Raw genomic sequence first — 25366 nt, 5'->3', positions numbered from 1 at the left:
CATAACAATAAGAACTGACAGCCGGGCGAATTGAGACCGGAGGGACTATGTCACATCTCAAATATGGACTGGACCGTTTTGGTTCCCGCAGCGCCAGGCTCCGCCCACGCGCTATTTTGGCCATGGCGAAATTCCCCGTGGCGCTCTGTTTTGTCCTGCAGGCGGGCCACGCGCAGGCTGAACTCTATTTTAACCCGCGTTTTTTGGCTGACGACCCTGCGGCGGTGGCCGATCTTTCCGGTTTCGAAAACGGGCAAGAGGTGCCGCCCGGCACCTACCGAGTCGATATTTATCTTAACGACGGCTTTATGACCACTCGCGATGTCACTTTTAACCGCGGCGAAAAAGGCCATGGGCTAAGCCCGTGTCTGACCCGCGGGCAGTTGGCCGGAATGGGGGTCAACACCGCGGCGGTGACCGGGATGAACGCCCTCGCCGCCGACGCCTGCGTGCCGCTGACCGAACTTATCACCGATGCCACGACGCGCTTCGACGTCGGCCAGCAGCGCCTGTATCTCACCGTACCGCAGGCCTTTATGGGCAACCGCGCGCGCGGCTATATTCCGCCAGAAATGTGGGATGACGGCATCAACGCCGGACTGCTGAACTACAACTTCACCGGCAACAACGTCCATAACGATACCGGCGGCAGCAGCAACTACGCCTATTTAAATCTACAAAGCGGCCTTAACCTTGGCGCCTGGCGACTGCGTGATAACACCACCTGGAGCTACAGCAGCGGCGGCAGCAGTTCCAGCAATGAGAACAAATGGCAGCATGTTAACACCTGGCTTGAGCGCGACATCACGCCGCTGCGCTCGCGTCTGACCCTCGGCGACAGCTACACCAACGGCGATGTTTTCGACGGCATTAACTTCCGCGGCGCCCAGCTGGCGAGCGATGACAACATGCTGCCGGATAGCCAGAAGGGCTTTGCGCCGGTGATCCACGGTATCGCCCGCGGCACCGCGCAGGTGTCGATCAAACAAAACGGCTATGAGATTTACCAGAGCACGGTCCCGCCGGGCCCGTTCACCATTAACGATCTCTATGCTGCGGGCAACGGCGGCGATCTGCAGGTGACGATTAAAGAAAACGACGGCACCAGCCAGGTCTTTAGCGTGCCGTGGTCAACGGTGCCGGTACTGCAGCGCGAAGGGCATACCCGGTACGCGCTGACCGCCGGCGAATACCGCAGCGGCAACGATCAGCAGGAAGAGCCGAAGTTCTTTCAGAGCACCCTGTTACACGGCCTGCCTGCGGGCTGGACTTTGTATGGCGGTACGCAACTTGCCGACCGCTACCGCGCCTTTAATCTCGGCGTGGGGAAAAACATGGGCGATTTCGGCGCCGTCTCGCTGGATGTCACCCAGGCCAACGCCACCCTACCCGACGACAGCGATCATCAGGGGCAGTCGATTCGCTTCCTCTATAACAAGTCGCTGAGCGATGTCGGCACCAATATCCAACTGGTGGGCTATCGCTACTCCACTAAAGGTTATTACAGCTTTGCCGATACTACCTACCGCCGGATGAGCGGTTACGACGTACAGACCCAGGATGGCGTGATCCAGGTGAAGCCGAAATTCACCGATTACTACAACCTCGCCTATAACAAGCGCGGCAAAGTGCAACTGAGCGTGACCCAACAGTTGGGGCGTACCGCCACGCTCTATCTGAGCGGCAGTCATCAGACCTACTGGTCGACCGGCAAGGCGGACCAGCAGCTGCAGGCCGGACTCAACGCGGCGGTGGACGACATCAACTGGACGCTGAGCTACAGCCTGACTAAAAACGCCTGGCAGCAGGGCCGCGACCAGATGCTGGCGGTCAACGTCAATATTCCGTTCAGCCACTGGCTGCGCTCCGACAGCAAATCGGTATGGCGGCACGCCAGCGCCAGCTACAGCATGTCGCACGATCTTAATGGCCGGATGACCAATCTGGCGGGACTTTACGGCACCCTGCTGGAAGACAATAACCTGAGCTATAGCGTGCAGACCGGCTATGCCAGCGGCGGCGAAGGCGATAGCAGCGGCACCGGCTACGCGGCGCTGAACTATCGCGGCGGCTACGGCAACGCCAACGTCGGTTACAGCCGCAGCGACGGTTTCAAACAGCTGTACTACGGCGTCAGCGGCGGGGTGTTGGCCCACGCTAACGGCGTGACCCTGAGCCAGCCGCTGAATGACACCGTGGTGCTGGTGAAAGCGCCGGGCGCCGGTGATGTAAAAGTGGAAAACCAGACCGGGGTACGTACCGACTGGCGCGGCTATGCGGTACTGCCTTACGCCACCGAATATCGCGAAAACCGGGTGGCGCTGGATACCAATACCCTTGCCGATAACGTCGATCTCGATGACGCGGTGGTGAGCGTCGTCCCTACCCACGGCGCTATCGTGCGGGCGGACTTCAAAGCCCACGTCGGGGTCAAGTTACTGATGACGTTGACCCATAACGGCAAACCGGTGCCGTTTGGCGCGATGGTCACCTCAGGCAGCAACCAGAGCGGCAGTATCGTGGCCGATAATGGCCAGGTCTACCTGAGCGGGATGCCGCTCGCCGGCAGCGTGCAGGTGAAATGGGGCGAAGGCGCGGACGCCAGCTGCGTGGCCAGCTACCGCCTGCCGGAAGAGAGTCAGCGGCAGGCGCTGAGCCAGCTATCGGCAGAGTGCCGTTAAGGAACGCATGATGATGAAAAAACCACTTAACCTGTTCGGCGCCGTCCTGACGCTGGTCTGCGCTAACGCCTTTGCGGCGGACAGCACCATCACCATCAGCGGCTACGTGCGCGACAACGCCTGCGCGGTGGCCACCGAATCGAAAGAGTTTACCGTCGATCTGATGGATAACGCCGCGAAGCAGTTTAACGCCGTCGGCGCAACCACGCCGCTGGTGCCGTTTCGTATCGTGCTGTCGCCCTGCGGCAGTTCGGTGACGGCGGTCAAAGTCGGCTTTAACGGCACTCCGGATAGCGACAATAACGACCTGTTAAAAATCGACGGCGGCGCCTCCGCGGCGGCGGGGATGGCGGTGCAGATCCTCAACGGCCAGCTGACGATGCTGCCGGTCAACGCGCCCTCTTCGTCGATCGCCTGGACCACCTTAACGCCGGGGCAGACCAACACCCTCGGTTTTTACGCCCGGCTGATGGCAACCCGCGTACCGGTGACCGCCGGTCACGTCTATGCCACCGCCACCTTTACCCTTGAATTCCAGTAACCGGAGGCTGAGATGAAAGCACACTACGCAGGATGGCTTCTGGCAGGCGCGCTGGCGTTAAACATTATCCCGCTGCAGGCCGCCGACATCACCATCACGGTGAACGGCAAAGTGGTGGCCAAGCCGTGTACGGTCTCCACGACCAATGCCAACGTTGACCTCGGCGATCTTTATACCTTCAGCCTGGTGTCGGCGGGTTCCGCTTCGGCCTGGCACAGCACCGCGCTTGATTTAAGCAATTGTCCGGTCGGTACATCGCGCGTCGTCGCCACCTTTAGCGGCACCGCGGACAGCACCGGTTATTACAAGAATCAGGGTACCGCGGGCAACATCCAGCTCGAACTACAGGACGACAGCGGCACCACGCTCAATAACGGGGCGCAAAAGTCGGTTCAGGTCGACGATAGCTCGCAGTCGGCGCGTTTTCCGCTGCAGGTCCGGGCCCTGTCGGTTAACGGCGGCGCCACCCAGGGAACCATTCAGGCGGTGATTAGCGTCACCTATACCTACGCCTGAGTCAGGAGAGTTTGTTTATGAAAAAAGTCATCGCTCTGTTAACCACCCTGCTGCTGATGGGCTGGTCGATTAACGCCTGGTCCTTCGCCTGTAAGACCGCCACCGGCGCAACTATCCCCATCGGCGGCGGCTCGGCCAACGTGTACGTCAACCTGACCCCGGCCGTCAACGTAGGGCAAAACCTGGTGGTCGACCTGTCGACGCAAATTTTCTGCCATAACGACTACCCGCAAACCATTACCGACTATGTGACGCTACAGCGCGGATCCGCCTACGGCGGCGTACTATCGAGCTTTTCCGGTACCGTAAAATATAACGGCACCTCTTATCCGTTTCCGACCACCACGGAAACCTCGCGGGTGATCTACGATTCGACCACCGATAAACCCTGGCCGACCGTACTCTATCTGACTCCGGTCAGTACCGCGGGCGGGGTGGCGATTACCGCCGGATCGCTGATTGCCGTGCTGATTCTGCATCAAACCAACAACTACAACAGCGACTCCTTCCAGTTCGTGTGGAATATATACGCCAATAACGACGTTGTCGTGCCGACCGGCGGTTGCGATGTCTCCGCACGCGATGTGACCGTGACCCTACCCGACTATCCGGGTTCGATGGCGGTGCCGGTCACCGTCCACTGCGCGCAAAACCAGAATCTTGGCTATTACCTTTCCGGCACCACCGCCGATAGCGCCAACTCCATTTTCACCAATACCGCTTCCGCTTCGCCGGCGCAGGGTATTGGCGTCCAGATGACGCGCAACGGTACCGTCGTTCCGGCCAACAGCAATGTCTCACTGGGTACAGTTGGCACTTCGCCGGTGAATCTCGGGCTGACCGCCACCTACGCGCGCACCAGCGGCCAGGTAACGGCGGGTAACGTCCAGTCGATTATTGGGGTGACGTTTGTCTACCAGTAAAGCCGATATCCCGCAGGCGACGACAGACTACATCCTGTCGCCCTGCGCCATGGCGGCGGCGGGATTAGCTGATATGGTCGACGACGGTTGCCGCCAGTTGGTATGGCTACAGCCGCGGATGCAGACCATGCTGTCGATATCTGCGCCCGCCGACGTCCGGAAAATTGTGGTTTTTCTGCCCGACGATCCCTGGTGGCTACTGTTCGTCCTGCGTGAAGCCGCCTGGTTACTCACCCAGGCCAAACGGCCTTTGCCCATGGTGATCTTAAGCCGCAGCCCGGCGCCGTGGCTGTGGCAAACCTTACTGCACCAGGTTGGCGACCGCCGCCTGCTGGCCGCCGTGCAGGCAATCTCCTCCGATCTACCCTGCCGCCGTCTGGCGGCATTGTTGAAAGGCGGCCTGGTCGGCTACCCCGCCCTGCAACAGCTTTCGGCCATCGAGGCGTTGGCGCGCGGCAAACCGCCGTCGGGCTTAAGCAAAATCGAACTTAACGCCACCCTCGCCCTGCTGTATGGCCACAGCATCACCAGTCAGGCGCAGATCCGCGGCGTCAGTCAGAAAACGCTCTACAACCAAAGAACCTCAGGATTAAACAAGATGGTGGAGTATCATCCGCATCTGGCGAGCCGGTTTCCGGGCAGCCGAAGCAAACGCGTAGCTGGTCAGGGCATCACTGCGCTGACTCCCTTCGAACGTGAGTTTATTCATGCCATTCATGGACGGCAGATCTTTCCGGTCTTTCAGCCGATTGTCGACGACCGCATACGCCTGCAGGGCATCGAGATATTATCGCGCTGGCGCAAAGATGGCGTGGTACTGCCGCCGGGCGAGTTTCTCCCGCATATCCACTCCGAATACGCCTGGCTATTACTGACCGCCTTTGTCCTGCAGGAAGCGGTGCAGAATATCAATCGCTATCAGGGCGAGTTCTATTTTTCGGTCAATATCCCTCCCTGTATCGCCTATCACGATAATCTTGCCCGTATGATGGAAACCGCCTGGCAACAGCTACAGAACCCGCAGTGGGCCGACCGGCTGGTGCTGGAATTTGCTGAAACCGTCGATTTACAGCAGCAAGGAAAAGCGGTGGCGAATATGAGCAATATTCAGCAGCAAGGCTTTCGCATCTTTCTCGACGACTGCTTCTCGCACAGCAGCGTCATGTTCCCTGTGCGCACGGCGCGTTTTAGTGGCTACAAGCTGGATATGAGTATCGTCAATGATTTTCAGCGCGACCCGCACGCACTGGTGCTGATTAAAAGCCTGGTCTACTACTGCCAGCTGACGCAGAGCCGCTGTATTGCCGAGGGAGTGGATAGTCTGGAGAAATTTAATCAGCTAAAAGCGCTGGGGGTCGATCGTTTCCAGGGGTATCTGTTCTCACCACCGGTCACTCGCGAGCATCTGGGAGAGATCATTCAGCGCTTTTTACCGGATCATGCCACCTGCCGGTTGGCCGGGTGATCGCAGCACGGCGCCAGCCACAGCTGGCGCCGTATTTCAGGCGCGAATGTCGTCGTACTCGCGGGTGTTATCGAATTCGTGTTTGGCAAACGGGCACAGCGGAATGATTTTGCGTTGTTCCTGGCGCATTTTCTCGACCACTTTCGCTACCAGCTGTTTACCCACGCCCTGGCCTTTCAGGCTGGGATCGACATCGGTATGCTCAATAATGCTCAGATGTTCACCGGTTGGAACAAAGACAATTTCCGCCACCTGGTTTCCCTCGGCGTCATTAACGTAGAACTTGTTATGGCCTTCCAGAATTTCCATCATTTCCTCGCTTATTTGTGGCGATACTTCAATGCGCCGCTGGGACAGGTATCGATCACTTTGACCACCGTCGCCACATCCACCTGATCGGGGATGATCCACGGTTTACGTTTCAGATTGAACAGCTTCGCGCTGCCGCGCACGCAGTTACCCGAGTGCTGACAGATATCGGTATTGAAATAGACATCTATCTTCTCGCCGGTATAGGCCCGGTAGCCCGCTTCCAGTAGTTCTTTATCCATGACATTGCCTCGGTATTTTTATTGTACTTACCTAAGAGCCTATCTCATTAGGGCTATTTTGCTTGCCATTTTGAACCTGGGCAGTGCTCAAAATCCTCACGTACTACGTGTACGCTCCGGTTTCTGCGCGCTGTCCGTGTTCAAACTGGCTGCGCCAATTACGCCTACTGGGATAGGCTCTAAGAATAGCTCGCGGCATAGCCGCTGACTATGGAGAAATGAGAAACGCCCTATTTCAATTATTTCGCTAATGATAAAGCGACTTTTTAATACCTACGCGAAATTAAACTATTATCAGAGGATAACCATAACTCGGCTAAGCAAACCATCAGCGCTATAATTTAGGCGGTGTATGAGGGTTTATTTGATCAAAAACGAATAAACTCAATTGTTCAATGGCATGAACATTCAGGTATCTTCCTTTGAAGCAAATTGTAAAACGGGCGCGCCCGGCATTGTTATTACTTCTTTTGGCGGTCTCCGGTTGCTCTTTATCCCCCGCCATACCGGTATTAGGCGCAGCATTCCCCGGCTGGTTCTTCTGCTTTTTAGGCGGCGCATTACTGCTGATCCCTTGCCATATCTTGATTGCCCGTAAAGGCTGGCAGGCGCGCTTTTCCCCGCTGGTATTAAGTTACCTGGCGTTAATGTTTCTATTTGCCACTATTCTGTGGTTTCTTCTTTTCGCACATTAAATACCTATGACTGAATCCAGCCCAAGCGTTTTACGGAAAAAATGGCCCTTGTTGGCTCTCGTCCTCGCCGCCATTGTGGCGCTGATCGTGGTTATCTGGCAGTTGCAGACTTCGCCGGAAACCAACGACGCCTACGTCTACGCCGACACCATCGATGTGGTGCCGGAAGTCAGCGGGCGGATCGTTGAAATGCCGATCCGTGATAATCAGCGGGTGCAGAAAGGCGATCTGCTGTTCCGCATCGATCCGCGCCCCTACCAGGCGATGCTGGACGATGCCAAATCACGGCTGGCGGCGCTTGATGCGCAGATTATGCTGACCCAGCGCACCATTAAAGCCCAGCAGTATAACGCCCAATCAGTGAGCGCCGCGGTAGAGCGTGCGAAGGCGCTGGTGAAACAGACCACCTCGACCCGTATCCGCCTGGAACCGCTGGTGCCGCAGGGATTCGCCGCGCAGGAAGATCTCGATCAGGCGCGCACCGCGGAAAAAGCCGCCCGCGCCGAACTGGAAGCCACGCTGCTGCAGGCCAAACAGGCTGATGCCGCGGTCACCGGCGTCGATGCGATGGTCGCGCAGCGCGCCGGGATCGTCGCGCAAATCGCCCTTGCGGAACTGCACCTGGAGTTCACCGAAGTTCGCGCGCCGTTTAACGGCGTAGTCATCGCCCTGAAAACCACCGTCGGACAATATGCTTCCGCCCTGAAACCGGTCTTCACGCTGCTGGATAACGACCACTGGTACGTGATTGCGAACTTCCGCGAAACCGACCTGCAAAACGTTCGGCCTGGCGTGCCGGCAACCGTGACGGTGATGACCAACCACAGTCGCGCCTTTGACGGCGTCGTCGATTCCGTTGGCTCAGGCGTACTGCCGGAAGGCGGTAGCGTCATTGGCGGGCTGCCGGTGATTCAGAAGAGCATCAACTGGGTACATGTGTCGCAGCGCTTCCCGGTCAAAATTGCGGTGAAAGATCCCGACCCGGAACTGTTCCGCATGGGCGCTTCCGCCAGCGCCGTGCTGCAGGCGAAATAAGGGTCCGGCATGCATAATTTCTGGTTGTTTCTGCAACGGGAACTCGCCGACGCGCCGGGGCGGGCCAACTATACTCTGCGCCTGACGCTGAGCTGCGCGGTGCTGATCACCCTGTTTATGACCCTGCAGATCCCGTTTCTCGCCGTAGCGCTGATCGTGGTGTTTTACGTCAGTCAGCCGAACATCCTGATGATTAAGCTGGGCAGCGTCCTGTTTTTTGTCACCATCAGCGTGGCGCTGGGGCTGGTGCTGCTGATCATCAAGTGGACCTATGATTTCCCGCTGATTCGCCTGGTCGCTTCGGTATGCCTGTTCTTTGGCGCGATGTATCTGATGCGCGTGCTGGGCAAACTCGGGCTGGCGTTTTTCGTGGTGGCGCTGGCGGTGATTTATGCCCAGACCTTCCCGTCAATGACCAGCCAAAGTGAAGTTCTGGTGCGCCTGCTGCTGTGGCTTTGGGTGGCGATCAATACCGCAACGCTGGTCACGCTCCTGGTCAACGCCTGCTTTCGCCAGGCCTTTCCCGGCTATCAATTCCGCGCTCAGCTGGTGGTGATGCAACGGCTGGTCGCCGACGTACTGACGCAGAACGCCGCGCCGCCGACCTTCAAAGAGATCGCCGGGCGTTTTAATCAGTTGCAAGGATTGTTTAAGCAGGCGCGCTTTGCGGCGCCGGAAATTGCCGCCGATCCGCCGCACTGGCAGGCGCTGATGGCGGCCACCCTGCGCTGCTATCACCTCGCGGCGCTGCTGCAACCGGGCGATGACCACGCCGCGGCGCGCCAGCAGATCGCCGCCGCGCTACAGGCGCTGACACCGTCGATGAACGAGGGTACGCCGTTTTCATTCTCCGCGCCGGTCATTGATGATCGCGGCGCCAATACGCTGATTTTACAAGAGATGGCGGATGTGCTGGCGAAGCTGGCGCGCGGTGAAAGCATCGACCTGCCGCAGGGCGAAGCCGAGAAGTCGCCGCTGCTGCTACCGGATGCCTGGCGCAATCCCGCTTATCTGCATTTCGCCCTGAAAACCCTGCTGGCCACGCTGCTGTGCTACGTCTTCTATACCGCCGCCGACTGGCAGGGCATCCACACCATTATGCTGAGCTGCGTGATTGTCGCCCAGCCGGGGCTGGGAGCGACGATGCAAAAAACCTGGCTGCGTATCGGCGGCGCGCTGCTCGCTACGCTGCTGGCGCTATTGTTGATCGTCTTCGTACAACCGTGGACCGAGTCCATCGTCGGCCTGCTGGCGATGGTTCTGCCGGTAATGGCGCTCTCGGCGTGGATTGCCGCCGGCTCAGAGCGTATTGCCTACGCCGGGATCCAAATCGGCTTTACCTTCTCGCTGGCATTCCTCAGCTGGTTTGGTCCACTGACCAACCTGACGGAACTGCGCGACCGCGTCATCGGTATTTTGCTCGGCGTACTGGTCTCGTCGATCGTCCATCTTTATCTGTGGCCGGATAGCGAAGCGCCGCAGCTCAAATCGCGGCTGGCGCAACTCTATCGCCAGATAGCCGACTTCCTGCGCACAAAAGATGATAAGCCGCAGATGGTGCCGCTGTTCCAGGCGCTGACTACCAGCGAAACGCTGCTGCATCGGGTCGCCGCCGAGCCGCTGGGCACTTTTGCGCATCCGTGGCCGCAGGCGAAATCCTGGCCGAGCAAAGCCACCTGGCAGCAGGCGCAGGAGATAGTCCGCCTGAGCGAGGGTTACCGGCTGTACGCCGCGCCGGGAGATCCCTTCTTAAGCCGCTGCGCCGAACAGTTACAGGCGTATGCCGATGATATTGAACGTCAGCAGCCGACGGCGCCCGTCGCGCCGCTGGTTGTCGATCCGGCTAATCCGTTCGGCGCACCGCTGGCGGCTTTACTGACCACCCTGCCGGACTGGTCAGACAAACCTTCTGAATTTACGCGACAGGCAGAACCGTCATGATAAAAATGAATGCCGCAGCACGTTTTCTGCGCTACTCACCGCTGGCCTTCGTCATCAGCCTGTTGACAGGATGCGCGCTGATTCAGGACGATCCTGGCGAAGTACCGATCGTTAATCCGCAACAGGCGCAGCTGGCGCAGGTGATCCACCTGGCGAATAGCGGCTGGCCGGCGGCCCGCTGGTGGGAGGGGTATCACGATCCCCAGCTCAACATGCTGGTAAACCGCGCGCTGCAAAACTCGCCGACCATGCAGGCGGCGCGGCTACGCATTTCACAGTCGCAATCCACCGTCGAGCTGGCGCAGTCGGCAATGGGCGTGCAGGCGACCGCCGTGGCGGCGCAGAATCGGATGCGTATAACCGATAAATCCTTTAGCTGGCCCTACTCCTATTCTCTGCCGGTTGATAAAAACGGCCCGTGGTACACGCTCAATACCGTGGGCGTCGGCGCGACGCTGAATATCGATTTGTGGGGTGCCGACCGGGCCCGCGTCGCGGCGGCTATTGGCGAAAAGAACGCTCGCCAGGCGGAAACCGCCGGTATCGAACTGGACCTTGCCAGCAGCGTGGCGCAGCTGTACTTCGCCATGCAGGCCACCTTCCAGAAGATCGTTCTGCTGCAGCAGCTAGAAGAAATAGCGCGGCTGTCGGTACAGGCGCATGAACACCGCACCCAACGCGGCGTGGAGGATAGCGTCGATATCGCCAATGCGCAGGCGGAACTGCTGGGCGCGCAGCAGCAGGTGATTACCGCCCGCGGCACGCTAACCCAGTACCGTGAAACGTTGCGGGCGCTGATTGGCGCCGACGCGCAGAGTATGCCGGAGATCCACCCGGTCGCCCTGCCGGCGTTGCAGGAAACGCTGCCGGATTCACTCTCCTTCGAATTGCTGGCGCGTCGCCCGGATCTGCAGGCCCTGCGCGGTTATGTGACCGCTTCTATGAGCCAGGTCGATGCGGCGAAAGCGGCCTTTTATCCGCATTTTGATATTAAAGCCTTCTGGGGATATAACGCGCTGAGCGTCGGCGATCTGTTTAAGTCGTCCTTCCAGCAGATTAACCTGCTGCCGGGGCTGTATTTGCCGATATTCGATGGCGGCCGCCTGAACGCCAATCTGAAGTCGGTACGTACGGCGAGCAATATCCTGATTAAGCAGTACAACCAGGCAGTGCTGGATGCGGTACGGGACGTGGCGATAAGCTCCAGTCAGCTTAACGATCTCAACCAGCAGGTGGCGCTGCAGGAGCTGAAGGTGACGGCGGCGATGGCCACCACCCGCAGCGCCAACGCCCATCACCAGCGCGGCCTGTTAAGCCGCTATGCCGCACAAGAAGCGCGGCGACCGGCCATCGCCCAGCAGATGTTATTGCTGGATATCCAGGCCCAGCGCCTTAGCACCGATATCACGCTGATTAAGGCCCTCGGCGGCGATTATCGCGGTCCGGCGGTGGGTTCTGCAAAACCGTAACCCTGCTAAGCGCAGCGCGAGCAGGGAAATCCCCGGATGGCGGCTTATGCCTTATCCGGGCTACCGTTTCCATACTCTGCTTACTATAAAAAAGCCGGCGCTCAGCGCCGGCTTTTCATTGACCGCTTGCGCAATCAGGCATTGGTCGCCGGTTTTTGCTCGACGGATTTGCTGTTCTCCAGCATACGGCGCACCGGCACAATTAGCACGCACAACACCGCGGCGCAGATCAGCAGCGCCGTCGAGCAGCGGGCGAACAGATCCGGCAGCATATCCAGCTGGTCGGCCTTCACGTGGCCGCCAATCAGCCCCGCCGCCAGGTTACCCAGCGCGCTGGCGCAGAACCACAGCCCCATCATCTGGCCGCGCATTCTTTCCGGCGCCAGTAGGGTCATAGTTGCCAGGCCTATCGGGCTCAGACACAGTTCGCCCAGCGTCAGCATCAGAATGCTGCCCACCAGCCACAGCGGCGATACGCCGGCGCCGCCGTTGCTCAGCACGTTCTGCGCCGCCAGCATCATCAGGCCGAAGCCCGCCGCCGCGCACAGAATCCCGATAACAAACTTGGTGATGCTGCTCGGGCGCACGTTTTTGCGAGCCATTGCCGGCCATGCCCAGCTAAATACCGGCGCCAGCAGGATGATAAACAGGGCGTTAATCGACTGGAACCACACCGCCGGGATTTCGAAATCGCCGATCATGCGGTTGGTGTAGTCGTTAGCAAACAGGTTAAACGAAGTCGGTTTCTGCTCGAAGGCTGACCAGAAGAAGGCGGCGGAAACCAGCAGAATAAAGCAGACCAGCAGACGCGCGCGCTCTTTACGGTTAAGCCCCGCAAAAACAAACAGGTAGATGAAATAGAGCACCACCGACGCGGCAATCACGTACACCAGCATGCTGGCGACCGCCACCGGGTTAATGACTATCACCCCCTGAGCAATCAGCGTAATCACCACCGCCACGCCGACCGCCAGCGCCAGCAGCCAGGCGCCAACGCCGTTTTTCTTCGCGACGGGACTATTCCAGGTAGAGTCGAGACCCACTTCGCTGTCGTAGCGTTTCATTGCCGGGACCGCGAAAAGGCGGAAAATCACCAGCGCCACCAGCATACCGATACCACCGATGCCGAAGCCCCAGTGCCAGCCGTGGGATTTAATCAGCCAGCCGGAAATCAGCGGCGCGATAAACGACCCCATATTGATACCCATATAGAACAGCGAGAAACCGCCATCGCGACGGCTATCGCCTTTCTTATACAGCGTACCGACCATCACCGAGATGCAGGTTTTAAACAGGCCGGAACCGAGCACGATAAACATCAGCCCGATAAAGAACAGGTTGTTGCCCATAAACGCTGACAGCGCAATCGACAGATGGCCCAGCGCGATCAGAATCGAGCCGTACCACACCGCTTTCTGCTGGCCGAGCCAGTTGTCCGCCAACCAGCCGCCCGGCAGCGCCGCCAGATACATGGCGCCCGCGAAGATGCCGACGATGGCCGACGCGTTCTCACGAGCTAAGCCCATACCGCCGTCATAGACGGTGGCCGCCATGAACAGGATCAGTAACGGACGAATGCCATAAAACGAGAATCGCTCCCACATTTCGGTGAAGAACAGCGATCCCAGAGGGTAAGGGTGACCAAAGAAGGTCCGGCTTTCATTTTTGTTAACAGAGGAATGCATAACTTCTCCCAATAAGGCGATCTTAGCGCTTTGTCATGCCGAAAAGCGTATTGACCATTTTTTCTACCTGCCTATCATTCACACAGGCGTTAATTTTATTTAACCATTTGATAACCAGACGGTGGTTTTGTCTAGCCCCTGGGCGATATCTTTTAGATGAAAACTCGACCAGGCTCTCTTTTCCCAGATTTTATGTTGGCAATAAAGGGATAATGATTGACAGCGTTCTTTCGTACTACAGGAACCTCTTAATCCTTAATAAACATAATGTTAAGAGGGTAGAAGTCAGAAAGTCCCGAGTATACGACATATTTCCGTCATATGGCTGAAATAACGCAATGATTAACCGGCCATTATTCATTTTAACCACATTGCAACACAATATATTTACATATAAACAACAAACCAGTGAATAATGTTGGATAAGATCAAAATACCAGCTATTGATATCATAATGAGAGGCTATTAGTGATCGGCGTCACAGATTAAGTCTAAGCCGGATATAGAATATGCCATACCTTCAGTCAATCATTTGAAAGGTGTATATCATGGAAAACAATAACAGGATGATGCCACACATAAGGCGGACAACGCATATTATGATGTTTGCTCACCGTAACAGCTTCGATTTTCATTTCTTTAATGCCCGGTAGTCTTCCGACTACGGGCGCTTCAGCATACAGGTCTTCCTGCATCTTTTGTTGTTAATACAGGCATTCGCCTGTAGCTAACCGCGCTCGCCCTAATAAATCCTGCTATTTACCAGCCACCGGACTGGTAGGGTTTATTGCATCTCAAAAGGTACTCTACTGATATTTATTATATCAGCGGCAGACTATTACCTTTTGTCCGGCGTAATCAATTTCTCATTCGAGAAATTGAGGGCCTGCTATTATCTGAAAATAAAGAGATAACAATGACTGATTTAAAAATTGCCGTTAGCCGTACATGTCCAAACTGTTTTTCTACCCAGCGTAATATTGTCAATACTACCGAAACCAACTTTATTGATGTGGCCGCGGTAGTATTAACCCTGGAAGATATCGAATGCGGTAAACTCGATGAGTTAAAGGCTACCGGCTATAACATCCCGGTATTTATCGCTATTAATAAAGAAGAAGTTGTCCCAGCCGAATATATGGCTTCGGTGCAGGGGGTATTTGAACACGACGAAACCCGTAACGACTTCTACGGCCGCCAGTTAGAAGCCGCTGCGCATAAATATGAAACCGAACTGCGTCCGCCGTTCTTTAGCGCGCTGGTCGATTACGTTAAACAGGGCAACAGCGCCTTTGACTGCCCGGGGCATCAGGGGGGGGAATTCTTCCGCCGTCATCCGGCCGGTAATCAGTTCGTCGAGTATTTCGGCGAGACGCTGTTCCGCTCCGACCTGTGCAACGCCGACGTCGCCATGGGTGACCTGCTGATCCACGAAGGGGCGCCATGCATTGCCCAACAGCATGCGGCAAAGGTCTTTAACGCCGATAAAACCTACTTCGTGCTCAACGGCACCTCCTCTTCTAACAAAGTGGTGCTCAACGCGCTGCTGACCCCGGGCGACCTGGTACTGTTCGATCGCAACAACCATAAATCCAATCACCATGGCGCGCTGCTGCAAGCCGGGGCGACACCGGTCTATCTGGAAACCGCGCGTAACCCGTACGGTTTTATCGGCGGTATCGACGCCCACTGCTTCGAGGAGCGCTACCTGCGCGAGCTGGTCGGTGAAGTGGCGCCGAATCGGAAACAGGATGCCCGCCCGTTCCGCCTGGCGGTGATCCAGTTAGGTACCTACGACGGCACCATTTATAACGCTCGTCAGGTGGTCGATAAAATTGGTCATCTGTGCGATTACATCCTGTTTGACTCCGCGTGGGTCGGCTATGAACAGTTCATTCCGATGATGGCTGATTGTTCGCCGCTGTTGCTGGAGCTGAACGAAAACGATCCGGGCATTCTGGTAACCCAGTCGGTGCACAAACAGCAGGCAGGTTTCTCCCAAACCTCGCAAATCCACAAAAAAGACAGCCATATCAAAGGCCAGCAGCGTTACGTTCCGCATAAGCGTCTGAATAACGCCTTTATGATGCATGCCTCCACCAGCCCGTTCTATCCGCTGTTTGCCGCGCTGGATATCAACGCCAAAATGCATGAAGGCGAAAGCGGCCGCAACATGTGGATGGACTGCGTCATGAACGGCATCAAGGCGCGTAAGCTGATCCTTGAAAGCTGTAAGCACATCCGTCCGTTTGTGCCAAAAATGGTCGATGGTAAACCATGGCAGTCATATGAAACCGCGCAAATCGCCGTTGACCTGCGCTTCTTCGAGTTTGGCCCAGGCGAACGCTGGCACGCCTTTGACGGTTATGCCGAGCATCAGTACTTTGTCGATCCATGCAAACTCCTGCTGACTACGCCGGGTATCAATACCGCCAGCGGCGAATATGACTCCTTCGGCGTACCGGCCACCATTCTCGCCAACTTCCTGCGTGAAAACGGCGTGGTACCGGAAAAATGCGACCTTAACTCCATTCTGTTCCTGCTGACCCCAGCGGAAGATATGGCCAAACTGCAGCAGCTGGTCGCCCTGCTGGCGCGCTTCGATAAACTGCTCGACGCCGATGCGCCGCTGCAGGAAGTTCTGCCGTCTATCTACAGCCAGCACAAAGAACGTTATGCCGGTTATACCCTGCGCCAGCTGTGTCAGGAAATGCATGACCTGTACGCCCGTCACAACGTCAAACAGCTGCAAAAAGAGATGTTCCGTAAAGATCACTTCCCACGGGTGGTGATGAACCCGCAAGAGGCTAACTACGCCTATCTGCGCGGCCAGGTCGATTTGGTGCCGTTGCCGCAAGCCGAAGGCCGCGTGGCCGCTGAAGGCGCCCTGCCTTACCCGCCGGGAGTGCTGTGCGTAGTCCCGGGCGAAGTCTGGGGCGGCGCAGTGCTGCAGTACTTCACCGCACTGGAAGAAGGGATCAACCTGCTGCCGGGCTTCGCGCCGGAACTGCAGGGGGTTTATATCCAGGAGCACGATGGCCGTAAACAGGTCTGGTGCTATGTCATCGCGGAAAGCGAGAAACAAAGCGCGCTGTTGAAAGGGGAAACTGTATGAGCAAATCCAGTAACAAGATGGGAGTGGTACAGCTCACCATCTTAACCATGGTCAACATGATGGGCTCCGGCATCATCATGCTGCCCACCAAGCTGGCGGAGGTGGGGACTATCTCCATTATCTCCTGGCTGGTGACGGCGGTAGGATCGATGGCTCTGGCGTGGGCCTTCGCCAAATGCGGGATGTTCAGCCGTAAATCGGGCGGGATGGGCGGTTACGCCGAGTACGCGTTCGGCAAGTCTGGCAACTTTATGGCCAACTATACCTACGGCGTCTCGCTGCTGATCGCCAACGTCGCTATCGCTATCTCCGCGGTGGGTTACGGCACCGAGCTGTTCGGCGCCACCCTGTCGCCGGTACAGATTGGCCTGGCGACTATCGGGGTACTGTGGATCTGTACCGTAGCCAACTTCGGCGGCGCGCGCATTACCGGCCAGATCAGTAGCATCACCGTATGGGGGGTGATCATTCCGGTCGTCGGCCTGTGCGTCATCGGCTGGTTCTGGTTTAGCCCGACGATGTACGTCGAGTCCTGGAACCCGCACCACGTGCCGTTCTTCGGCGCCGTTGGTTCGTCAATCGCCATGACGCTGTGGGCCTTCCTCGGTCTGGAATCCGCTTGCGCCAACACCGATGTAGTCGAAAACCCGGAACGTAACGTGCCGATCGCCGTACTCGGCGGTACCCTCGGCGCGGCGGTTATCTATATCGTTTCGACCAACGTCATCGCCGGGATCGTGCCGAACATGGACCTGGCTAACTCCACGGCGCCGTTTGGCCTGGCGTTTGCCCAGATGTTCACGCCTGGCGTAGGTAAAGTGATTATGGGGCTGATGGTGATGTCCTGCTGCGGTTCGCTGCTTGGCTGGCAGTTCACCATCGCGCAGGTCTTTAAATCATCGTCTGACGAAGGTTACTTCCCGAAAATCTTCTCCCGCGTCTCGGCTTCCGGCGCGCCGATTCAAGGGATGCTGACCATCGTTATCCTGCAAACCGGCTTGTCGCTGATGACCATTAGCCCGTCGTTGAGTAATCAGTTCAACGTGCTGGTTAACCTGGCGGTGGTGACTAACATCATCCCGTACATTCTGTCGATGGCCGCGCTGGCGATTATCCAGAAAATGGCCAATGTGGAACCGGGCAAAGCGCGATCCACCAACGTGATTGCCTTTATCGGTGCGGTATACAGCTTCTATGCGCTGTACTCCTCCGGCGAAGAGGCGATGCTCTACGGCGCGATTGTGACCTTTATGGGCTGGACGCTGTACGGCCTGGTATCACCGCGTTTTGAGATGAAAAACAAACACAGCTAATGCTGAAGCCGGCGGCGCGTCTGTCGCCGCCGGCGCTATCCGTGGCCGCTATTTGATATAGGAATCCAGCACCTTCAGCACCACGTCCAAATCCTCTTCACGTTTCACTTCATCGCCTTCATGAACGATATGTTCCGTCAGATGGCCCTTGATCACTTCACGCATTAGCCCGTTTACCGCTCCGCGAATAGCGGCAATTTGCTGCAGCACGGCGGCGCATTCGTGCGGCTCATCCAGCATCTTTTTCAGCGCGCTCACCTGCCCCTCAATCTTGCTGGCTCTGGCCTGCAGCTTCTTTTTATCCCGAATCGTATGCGACACGTTAACCTCACTGGCGAACTCAATGCCTCAATTATAGGTTTGTAATCTACTGGGGGGTAGTATCTTATACTGGGGGGGAGTAGAATCCCGTTCACCAACGACAACCAACTCTCTTCTTATGAACGATTTCTTACCTTTACTTCAGCAGGGCAATGCCTGGTTTTTCATTCCCAGCGCCATTCTGTTAGGCGCGCTACATGGCCTGGAACCGGGCCATTCAAAGACCATGATGGCGGCGTTCATCATCGCCATTAAAGGCACGGTACGTCAGGCGGTGATGCTGGGCCTCGCCGCGACCCTTTCGCATACCGCCATCGTCTGGCTGATCGCCTTTGGCGGCATGTATTTTAGCCAGAAATTTACCGCCGAAGCGGCTGAACCCTGGCTGCAGCTGGTTTCCGCGTTCATCATTCTCGGTACCGCAATATGGATGTTCTGGCGCACCTGGCGCGGTGAACGTAACTGGCTGCAGGCCATGCAGGATCGGGATGCGCATCATCATGATGATGAAACGCAAATCGTCGACACCGGCCACGGTAAAATCGCCCTTTCCATCTTCGAAGAAGGAGAACCGCCGCGCTGGCGCATACGCACGCTAAGTGGCAACCGATGGGCCGCTAGCGATGTCTCACTGGCGACACGGCGCAGCGGGAGCAGCTTCGCGCAGATGTTCTCTTTTGTTGATAAAGGCGATTATTTAGAATCCGCGCAGACCATCCCGGAACCGCATGACTTTAACGTACGCCTGACGCTCGGCCACCAGCGCCATACCCACGATTATGATCTGGCGTTTCATGAACATCATCATCATGAACTGGACGGCCTTGAGGAAGGAAGTCAGGCCTATCAGGACGCCCACGAGCGGGCCCATGCGAACGATATTCAACGTCGCTTTGACGGCCGGGAGGTCACCAACTGGCAGATCTTACTGTTCGGCCTGACCGGCGGATTGATTCCCTGCCCGGCGGCGATCACCGTACTGCTTATCTGCATCCAGCTCAAAGCCCTGACCTTAGGTGCGACGCTGGTCCTCTCTTTCAGCATCGGCCTGGCGCTGACGCTGGTCACCGTCGGCGTTGGCGCGGCGGTAAGCGTTCGCCAGGTGGCCAAACGCTGGAGTGGTTTTAACACGCTCGCCCGACGGGCCCCCTACTTTTCCAGCGTGCTAATCGGCGCGGTGGGGATCTATATGGCGATCCACGGTTATCTCGGCGTGAGAGGTTAATTTGAGATGAATTCAGCGCCGCGTGAGGTTGCGCGGCCTGACATTTCTGGGGAAGGATAGCAGCCCTTCAACATGCTACAGTTGGCGCTGGATGTATTTACTTCAGGAATGACTTGATGTCCGAGTTCCAGCGCCCACAGCTGACGTTGCCCAACGGAGCCGATAAACTGCTGCTCCACTCCTGCTGCGCCCCCTGCTCCGGGGAAGTGATGGAGGCGATTCAGGCCTCCGGTATCGACTACACCATCTTCTTCTATAACCCCAACATTCACCCGCAGAAAGAGTATGAAATCCGCAAGGAAGAGAATATTCGTTTTGCGCACAAACACGGTGTGCCGTTTATCGATGCCGATTATGACACCGATAACTGGTTCGCGCGGGCCAGGGGGATGGAATGGGAACCCGAGCGCGGCGTGCGCTGCACGATGTGCTTTGATATGCGCTTCGAACGCACGGCGCTTTATGCCTACGAGCACGGCTTTAGCGTTATCAGCAGTTCGCTGGGCATTTCACGCTGGAAGAACATGCAGCAAATCAACGACTGCGGCGAGCGCGCCGCCGGGCATTATCCAGGCATGGTCTACTGGGATTATAACTGGCGTAAACAGGGCGGATCCTCGCGGATGATCGATATCAGCAAGCGCGAGCGCTTTTACCAGCAGGAGTACTGCGGCTGCGTCTACTCGCTGCGCGATAGCAATCTGCACCGTAAATCCCAGGGCCGACCGCTAATTAAGATCGGCAAACTCTATTATGGCGATGAAGGTGAATAGCTGAAGAAAAGGGAATGATGTGGAGAAATAACGGGCCAGCAAAGGTCCGTTGTTTAATAACTTCACATATATTTCATACCCTATTTCCTGGCATAATCTTACGGATGAGATAGTTCAACGCCACGGTCACAATCACCATCAACGTCAGCAAAACCCACAAGAAAGAGGGGTCGGCATCCCCATCGGCAAACCCCAACCCCGTGCTGTTCAAGAAATCGTTGCTAGTCCGGGATAAATAATCTAACAGCTAAACATAATGACAGCGCGCTCTTAAAGTCAATATCCAGACTATGATATCGTCACGCATTGAGTATTCAAATAGTAACTGACGCGTAGATATGAACAATCATCGACACCCAAAATATTTACCTGATGAGTGTTGCAATTTTATTTGCTGGCGGGAGACCCGATTTAGTAAGTAAAATGCGATTGTTTTAGTGAACATAACCGTATTGAGGCATTTGATGCCTATCGCAATAAAAAACACCGCTAAAATAGCACCGATGAGATCGCCCGCATCATCACCTCCCCCCATAATGAAAGTAATAACAGCGAATAAAAAAAATGCTATTGCAATGATTCCTGTCCCAGCAATGACACATAAAAAAGATTTCAGACCTATTAACCGGCCTCGTGCAGTAAGAAACCCCGGAATACAAATCAATATGCTATACAAAACTCCCGAGGGAAAAGCCGCAGCCAGTATAGCATAATCAGGCCATCCATTAAGTCTGAAAATAATTTCCCACACGGTAATTTGCGGCATAACAAAGCAAAAAATAGCAAATAGTATTCCGCCCACCATTGGAATACTGAACGTATGTCCACCAACTCTCGCCCCTATATATTCGGTCAAACGCTGCTTAACCACCTCAAGTTGTCGGGGACTCATTGACGCAAGATTTTTTTCCACATCAATATTTAACACAAGGCTTTTTTTGATATGCTCAATCATTATGCCAACCAATTTTTATGTTAATGAAAAGGATTGTATTATCCCAATCACATATTGTCCTGTTTTTTTTAGATTGTGTGGATTTCTAACAGTTCCGGAAATGCCGCTTCCTGCAAATGCTGATGAGTTAACAATCACTTGCATCAACTCCCTTTGTAGAGTTCGTTGTAATGCTTCAGATGGAAATCGTTTAGGATAACGCCCCATTTCTATAGCAGCTTTTATGCCAGAGTTAGATATTCCCGGATTTTCATTACGAATGATTTCATAAGTAAGCCGCTTACGCTCAAATCTACTTAGGCCTCTGAGCCATGATAAAGCTTCTGCTGAAGATATTTTTTTCATCGTTTTCCACACTTCGATAGATTTCGCTAACCCAGCTCCGGCACCTGCAAGAGAAATGATATCAAGGATAGTAGTCGTAGTAAGATACCAATCCTGCGAATCAAGCCATGCTAAACGCTCTTCCCTACCTCTACTTATTGTCCATAATCTTCCCGCACCGATAAAACATTGCCCAACGGTAGCTACGCCGCTGGCAGCAATAACTCCGGCTACCAGCACCGATGCTCCAGCCGTAATGGGAAGTATCGCCGTTCCAGTAAGAGCAAGGGCTAATGTGATTACAGCCGCTCCGCATGAAAGTGCCGTTGATGTAATTTCGGTGGCCAGTGATGGTGCCTGAAGTGTCTTAACAATAGCTTTTGTGGAACCTTCTTGTGAGATATCACAAACCTTTGTGACAATAACATGACTTGCTATGCTTTGGGCCGAATTGGCAATCCGCCGGGAGGGTCTTACCAACCATTGGCTCACACCATTAGAATAAATAATACCAACTCGATTGAAATTCCGCGAACAGTCCAATTGTTTTGCTAGATCATGAAAATTAAAATCAACCGGACCTGGCCCTCCCCATGTTGCTGGTCTATCAAAAGGAGAGATATTGTGGAGGCCATCATGGCCAAAATAATATTCAACCATTGCATAAATCCTTTTTAGCTTTAACTTACTCCCACGAAAATGGTGGCATAAAATCCAACAAAACCAATATCACACCAACCCAATTTAGCCCGCCAATAAATATGACTATTACCAACCTCTTCAATATGTTATTAATTGAAATATTAAAAACCCCCTACTCTTTAAAGTAAATATCTATACTATTACAGAGCACTACCTTGAGAAGTTAAATGGTAACCAACTCCTGAGTTGTGAACAATCTTAGCGCACCTAAATGTTTTCCTAAAAATTCCAAAAAACCAAGGCATATTACATAAAGACGTAACAAAACTCAGAGGAGGCTTGCTTATTTTTTCTCTCAGGAAATTAGTGCCATGCGTCCATTAAACCAATATCTCTGGAATTATTACTCGAATCACTAACGCTTTTAAGCAATACGCCATATTCCTTCTATTTCCGCTAAGGATTATGGCGTTTGCGCTGATTAAAGAACCATATTCACCGGCGGTACCGCGCTTTTATCGATCTGTTTACCTAAGGCCTCCAGCGCGGACTGATACGGGCATAACGTGCCCACGCTGGTCTGCTGGCAATCAGGCTGACGCCACTCCTGTTGCAGCATCGGGTGCTGACGCTCCGGCATATGCAGGCGTCGCAGGTCGTCCAGGCTTTGCGCCTGGAAATAGACGCGCAGATAACGTTCGCCGCTTTTGCTGTTGCGCCAGCGCTCTATCACCAGACTGCTGCCCGGCGGAATATTGCCCCGGCTGTAGCCCGGCAGCTGCCAGCTAAAATTCATCAGCGTGCGCACCATCGCGATATTGGTGTCATGGGCCACCAGCAGCAGCCAGCGTACGTTCGGCGTGGCGTCCGCTTTCACTCCGTCCAGCATCGCGTTGAGCAGCACCGAGCCGCGCTTTTGCGCGGTGTACAGCACGTCATTACTGAGATCGTAGTTTTCCGTTAACAGCGGCAGAATAGCTGTGATCTGGCTGGCGCGGGTAATCTTCCCCCACGCCAACTGGCTTAGGGGCAGGTTTTCACTCCAGCCCAGACGCAGCGTTTCAACCATATTGGCCATCACGCTCAGCCCGCTAATGGTAGTTTTACCGCTTTGGTTTTGCTCCACCTGCCAGGGCTTATCAAAAATGGGGCACGGTTTATCCTGTTGGCAAACCGCGGCTTTTAATAACTGGATCGTCGGCGCCAGCGCCTGCCGACGCTTAGCCAGATCGCCGGCTTTCGCCTTCACTTCCGCCAGCTGGCGGACGGGATCGGTTTGCGTCGCGCTAAACTTGTCGGTCTGGAACAGCGGATCGGCATCGCCGCTGACATAATGAATCGCCACGCCGCAGCCGGGAAATGCCCCATCTACCAGCGCCTGCGCGGTTGCCCGGGTACGCTGTAGCGGGCTGGCGCGAACATAAATATCCTCCGCGCTGGGACACTGCCCCTGCAGCAGGCCAAGCTGGCGATAATGCTGCCCTTCCGCGCGCCCTTTATTGGCGACCGCCGCATAGCCATGTCCGGTCAGCTCCCCATCGTGGGTGGTCCATTCAGTCCATGGACGCTGGGTCGCGGCTTCAATAGCTTCACGATTGCCGGGCGTTGGCGGACGAATGCCGTGGCGGCTTAACTCCACCACTTTTTCCAGTTGCCAGTTCGCCGCGACGGCGGATTGCATCGCCAGCAGCGGCAGCGCACAGGCGATAAACAGGCGTAAAAGGCCCTGATGTCTTGCAGGCATCATAAAATCTTCCTTATCGATTAATCAGTTATGAGGAGAATGAAGTCTGCCGTTCGACGGCATGGCGTCGGGCGACGATGGCGGCGGTGGTAAAACAGAGTAACGCGGAACCCAATCCGGTGCCTATCCAGAACAACGCCAGCGTGCTGAAATCATAAAGCGTTTTCCCGTTTTCGAGGATCGCGGTTTTATCGATAATGATCCCGGTCAGAAATTCGCCCAACCCCGCCCCGGCATAGCTGGCAATACCAATGGTTCCCAGCGCTGCCCCCGCCGCTTTGCGTGAAGAGATATCGACGGCGATCAACCCTCCGAGGAAACAGGTTAACGCGCCGATGGTCGCGCCGAAGACGATCATCGCCAGGATGTCGGTGTAGTAATTATGCGGCGACCAGAGCATTAAGGCGAAACCCGCGGTGTTCAGCAGGCTGATAAACCCGGCCATGACGCTGCGATTGCGCGGGAAAAAGCGGTCAGAGAGCATGCCGGCGATGATCGTCCCGGCGATACCAGCGATCGCGTTAACGCCGATGATGCCTGAAGCCTCAAGGGTGGAATAGGCTTTATCCTGCTCCAGAAAGAAGATCCCCCACGAGTTCACCGCATAACGGTCGATATACATAAATGCCGATGCCAGCGCCAGCGTCCACAGCGCCGGGTTACGCAATGCCAGCAGTTGGTTTTTAAACACCGATCCCCGCGCTTCAGTCTCTTCCTGCGGTTCATCACGAATCACGTTAATGGAGGGAAAGCCGCTGCTCTGTGGCGAATCGCGCATAAACAGCAGCAACAGCACCACGCCAGCGGCGCCGAGCGCAGCCGTGGAGAGGTAACCCATTTGCCAGCCAAAACCCGCGATCACCGCGGCGATCACCATGTAGGTCATGGCCTCGCCGATGTTATGCGCCGTCGACCAGATGGCGTAAAACGTTCCCCGCTCTTTAAAGCCGTACCAGCGCGCCAGCGAAACCGCACAAGGACCGACGCCCATCGACTGCGCCCAACCGTTGATCCCCCAAAAGATAGCCAGCAGCATGGCATTGGTGGTCATGCCCATCAGCAGGTTCATCCCGGCGCTGAGCAATAGACCAAGGCTCATGTAGCGCACCACGTTGGCATGATCGGCGATAAAACCGTTAACCAGTTTGCCGATGGCGTAGCTAAAGAATAGCGTCGAGCCAATCATCCCCAATTCCGTTGGGGTAATGCCTAATTCCACCAGCGCGCTTTTCGCCACGGTGAACGATAAGCGGCAGACGTAGAACGTCACGTAGGCCAGGGTCATAGCAATAAACGTTTGCCAACGTACCCGGCGAAAACGTTTTTCATCAAACGCGGCGCCCGCTTGCGGCGGCGACGCCCGGAAAAAATGAATAATTCCAGACATAATAGTTTCTCCGACGGTCGGAGGCTTGACTGATTGATGTGCTTCGTCCGTGAGGGTCGTTATCG

At 55.7% G+C, this 25366-nt stretch carries 22 protein-coding genes; 14 read left to right on the top strand and 8 right to left on the bottom strand.

Annotated elements, in window-relative coordinates; genetic code table 11:
- Positions 1-47: 47 nt before the first annotated feature.
- The 5 genes from PGR29_RS14870 to PGR29_RS14850 are packed head-to-tail and all read left to right on the top strand — an operon-like array spanning position 48 to position 6126.
- The gene (locus tag PGR29_RS14870; RefSeq protein ID WP_087859717.1) at positions 48-2681 is read left to right on the top strand and encodes a fimbrial biogenesis usher protein; all 2634 of its coding nucleotides are present in this window, start codon (positions 48-50) and stop codon (positions 2679-2681) included.
- Positions 2682-2691: 10 nt separating this feature from the next.
- Positions 2692-3222 (top strand): fimbrial protein, encoded by a 531-nt coding sequence (locus PGR29_RS14865; RefSeq protein ID WP_431193886.1) that lies wholly within the window; start codon positions 2692-2694, stop codon positions 3220-3222.
- A gap of 12 nt (positions 3223-3234) precedes the next feature.
- Positions 3235-3738, top strand: a complete 504-nt coding sequence (locus PGR29_RS14860; protein WP_087859719.1) for a fimbrial protein — start codon at positions 3235-3237, stop codon at positions 3736-3738.
- Positions 3739-3755: 17 nt separating this feature from the next.
- The gene (locus tag PGR29_RS14855; RefSeq protein ID WP_087859720.1) at positions 3756-4661 is read left to right on the top strand and encodes a fimbrial protein; all 906 of its coding nucleotides are present in this window, start codon (positions 3756-3758) and stop codon (positions 4659-4661) included.
- The gene (locus PGR29_RS14850) at positions 4648-6126 is read left to right on the top strand and encodes an EAL domain-containing protein (RefSeq protein ID WP_316424773.1); all 1479 of its coding nucleotides are present in this window, start codon (positions 4648-4650) and stop codon (positions 6124-6126) included. Before PGR29_RS14855 ends, PGR29_RS14850 begins: the two co-directional genes overlap by 14 nt.
- Positions 6127-6162: 36 nt before the next feature.
- On the opposite strand, the gene PGR29_RS14845 is transcribed toward PGR29_RS14850, so the two are convergent.
- Positions 6163-6435 (bottom strand): GNAT family N-acetyltransferase, encoded by a 273-nt coding sequence (locus PGR29_RS14845; RefSeq protein WP_015369862.1) that lies wholly within the window; start codon positions 6433-6435, stop codon positions 6163-6165.
- Positions 6436-6446: 11 nt separating this feature from the next.
- Positions 6447-6677, bottom strand: a complete 231-nt coding sequence (yjdI, locus tag PGR29_RS14840; protein ID WP_015369861.1) for a 4Fe-4S mono-cluster protein YjdI — start codon at positions 6675-6677, stop codon at positions 6447-6449.
- 422 nt (positions 6678-7099) lie between these two features.
- Between yjdI and PGR29_RS14835 the strand changes: the two genes are divergently transcribed.
- Genes PGR29_RS14835 through PGR29_RS14820 form a run of 4 tightly spaced genes read left to right on the top strand, consistent with a single transcriptional unit; the run spans position 7100 to position 11817 of the window.
- Positions 7100-7372 (top strand): YtcA family lipoprotein, encoded by a 273-nt coding sequence (locus PGR29_RS14835; RefSeq protein WP_015369860.1) that lies wholly within the window; start codon positions 7100-7102, stop codon positions 7370-7372.
- A gap of 6 nt (positions 7373-7378) precedes the next feature.
- On the top strand, positions 7379-8407 hold the full coding sequence (gene mdtN, locus PGR29_RS14830) for a multidrug transporter subunit MdtN (protein ID WP_316424771.1): 1029 nt from the start codon (positions 7379-7381) through the stop codon (positions 8405-8407).
- A gap of 9 nt (positions 8408-8416) precedes the next feature.
- Positions 8417-10348, top strand: coding sequence for an FUSC family protein (locus PGR29_RS14825; RefSeq protein WP_316424770.1), 1932 nt, complete (start codon positions 8417-8419; stop codon positions 10346-10348).
- Between the two features lie 5 nt (positions 10349-10353).
- Positions 10354-11817, top strand: a complete 1464-nt coding sequence (locus tag PGR29_RS14820) for an MdtP family multidrug efflux transporter outer membrane subunit (protein WP_410477035.1) — start codon at positions 10354-10356, stop codon at positions 11815-11817.
- A 134-nt stretch (positions 11818-11951) separates the two neighbouring features.
- On the opposite strand, the gene PGR29_RS14815 is transcribed toward PGR29_RS14820, so the two are convergent.
- Positions 11952-13502: a peptide MFS transporter gene (locus PGR29_RS14815; protein WP_015369856.1), complete on the bottom strand. Its 1551-nt coding sequence runs from the start codon at positions 13500-13502 to the stop codon at positions 11952-11954.
- Between the two features lie 548 nt (positions 13503-14050).
- On the opposite strand from PGR29_RS14815, the gene speFL reads away from it, so the two are divergent.
- From speFL to potE, 3 genes are all read left to right on the top strand, one after another.
- A complete protein-coding gene (gene speFL / locus PGR29_RS14810) occupies positions 14051-14155 on the top strand; it encodes a leader peptide SpeFL (RefSeq protein ID WP_006819052.1) in 105 nt (34 codons plus the stop codon).
- Positions 14156-14418: 263 nt separating this feature from the next.
- On the top strand, positions 14419-16617 hold the full coding sequence (gene speF, locus PGR29_RS14805; RefSeq protein ID WP_113372992.1) for an ornithine decarboxylase SpeF: 2199 nt from the start codon (positions 14419-14421) through the stop codon (positions 16615-16617).
- Positions 16614-17930, top strand: a complete 1317-nt coding sequence (potE, locus tag PGR29_RS14800; RefSeq protein WP_015369854.1) for a putrescine-ornithine antiporter — start codon at positions 16614-16616, stop codon at positions 17928-17930. The genes speF and potE overlap by 4 nt, the downstream gene beginning before the upstream one ends.
- A 48-nt stretch (positions 17931-17978) precedes the next feature.
- Here the strand turns inward: potE and rcnR are convergent, their stop codons facing one another.
- Positions 17979-18251: a Ni(II)/Co(II)-binding transcriptional repressor RcnR gene (gene rcnR / locus PGR29_RS14795; protein ID WP_015369853.1), complete on the bottom strand. Its 273-nt coding sequence runs from the start codon at positions 18249-18251 to the stop codon at positions 17979-17981.
- Positions 18252-18369: 118 nt separating this feature from the next.
- Here rcnR and PGR29_RS14790 point away from each other — a divergent pair, with 118 nt between their 5' ends.
- Positions 18370-19476 carry a nickel/cobalt efflux protein RcnA gene (locus PGR29_RS14790; protein ID WP_316424767.1) on the top strand — a complete coding sequence of 369 codons (1107 nt, stop codon included), beginning with the start codon at positions 18370-18372 and terminating at the stop codon, positions 19474-19476.
- Between the two features lie 116 nt (positions 19477-19592).
- Complete coding sequence (locus PGR29_RS14785) at positions 19593-20249, top strand: epoxyqueuosine reductase QueH (protein ID WP_020078001.1); 657 nt, start codon at positions 19593-19595, stop codon at positions 20247-20249.
- A gap of 346 nt (positions 20250-20595) precedes the next feature.
- Here the strand turns inward: PGR29_RS14785 and PGR29_RS14780 are convergent, their stop codons facing one another.
- From PGR29_RS14780 to PGR29_RS14765, 4 genes are all read right to left on the bottom strand, one after another.
- Positions 20596-21204 (bottom strand): hypothetical protein, encoded by a 609-nt coding sequence (locus tag PGR29_RS14780; protein WP_087859729.1) that lies wholly within the window; start codon positions 21202-21204, stop codon positions 20596-20598.
- Between the two features lie 15 nt (positions 21205-21219).
- Positions 21220-22188, bottom strand: a complete 969-nt coding sequence (locus PGR29_RS14775) for a hypothetical protein (protein ID WP_162750119.1) — start codon at positions 22186-22188, stop codon at positions 21220-21222.
- A 463-nt stretch (positions 22189-22651) separates the two neighbouring features.
- Complete coding sequence (locus PGR29_RS14770; RefSeq protein ID WP_316424765.1) at positions 22652-23917, bottom strand: histidine phosphatase family protein; 1266 nt, start codon at positions 23915-23917, stop codon at positions 22652-22654.
- Positions 23918-23942: 25 nt separating this feature from the next.
- Entirely contained in the window at positions 23943-25301 is a 1359-nt protein-coding gene (locus tag PGR29_RS14765; protein ID WP_015703372.1) for an MFS transporter, read from the bottom strand.
- Between the last annotated feature and the right edge of the window lie 65 nt (positions 25302-25366).

The organism is Klebsiella sp. 141203 (assembly GCF_032601985.1).
Taxonomy (GTDB): Bacteria; Pseudomonadota; Gammaproteobacteria; order Enterobacterales; family Enterobacteriaceae; genus Klebsiella; species Klebsiella aerogenes.
This window is presented reverse-complemented; position numbering and strand designations above follow the sequence as displayed.

Bases quoted from the DNA above. Each gene is read 5' to 3' on its own strand.
- PGR29_RS14825 (WP_316424770.1), top strand. From the start codon at position 8,417: ATGCATAATTTCTGGTTGTTTCTGCAACGGGAACTCGCCGACGCGCCG.
- yjdI (WP_015369861.1), bottom strand. From the start codon at position 6,677: ATGGATAAAGAACTACTGGAAGCGGGCTACCGGGCCTATACCGGCGAG.
- PGR29_RS14790 (WP_316424767.1), top strand. From the start codon at position 18,370: ATGAACGATTTCTTACCTTTACTTCAGCAGGGCAATGCCTGGTTTTTC.
- potE (WP_015369854.1), top strand. From the start codon at position 16,614: ATGAGCAAATCCAGTAACAAGATGGGAGTGGTACAGCTCACCATCTTA.
- PGR29_RS14815 (WP_015369856.1), bottom strand. From the start codon at position 13,502: ATGCATTCCTCTGTTAACAAAAATGAAAGCCGGACCTTCTTTGGTCAC.
- PGR29_RS14785 (WP_020078001.1), top strand. From the start codon at position 19,593: ATGTCCGAGTTCCAGCGCCCACAGCTGACGTTGCCCAACGGAGCCGAT.
- mdtN (WP_316424771.1), top strand. From the start codon at position 7,379: ATGACTGAATCCAGCCCAAGCGTTTTACGGAAAAAATGGCCCTTGTTG.
- PGR29_RS14845 (WP_015369862.1), bottom strand. From the start codon at position 6,435: ATGGAAATTCTGGAAGGCCATAACAAGTTCTACGTTAATGACGCCGAG.
- PGR29_RS14860 (WP_087859719.1), top strand. From the start codon at position 3,235: ATGAAAGCACACTACGCAGGATGGCTTCTGGCAGGCGCGCTGGCGTTA.
- PGR29_RS14770 (WP_316424765.1), bottom strand. From the start codon at position 23,917: ATGATGCCTGCAAGACATCAGGGCCTTTTACGCCTGTTTATCGCCTGT.
- speFL (WP_006819052.1), top strand. From the start codon at position 14,051: ATGGAAAACAATAACAGGATGATGCCACACATAAGGCGGACAACGCAT.
- PGR29_RS14765 (WP_015703372.1), bottom strand. From the start codon at position 25,301: ATGTCTGGAATTATTCATTTTTTCCGGGCGTCGCCGCCGCAAGCGGGC.
- PGR29_RS14865 (WP_431193886.1), top strand. From the start codon at position 2,692: ATGATGAAAAAACCACTTAACCTGTTCGGCGCCGTCCTGACGCTGGTC.
- PGR29_RS14855 (WP_087859720.1), top strand. From the start codon at position 3,756: ATGAAAAAAGTCATCGCTCTGTTAACCACCCTGCTGCTGATGGGCTGG.
- speF (WP_113372992.1), top strand. From the start codon at position 14,419: ATGACTGATTTAAAAATTGCCGTTAGCCGTACATGTCCAAACTGTTTT.
- PGR29_RS14780 (WP_087859729.1), bottom strand. From the start codon at position 21,204: ATGATTGAGCATATCAAAAAAAGCCTTGTGTTAAATATTGATGTGGAA.
- PGR29_RS14775 (WP_162750119.1), bottom strand. From the start codon at position 22,188: ATGGTTGAATATTATTTTGGCCATGATGGCCTCCACAATATCTCTCCT.
- PGR29_RS14870 (WP_087859717.1), top strand. From the start codon at position 48: ATGTCACATCTCAAATATGGACTGGACCGTTTTGGTTCCCGCAGCGCC.
- PGR29_RS14820 (WP_410477035.1), top strand. From the start codon at position 10,354: ATGAATGCCGCAGCACGTTTTCTGCGCTACTCACCGCTGGCCTTCGTC.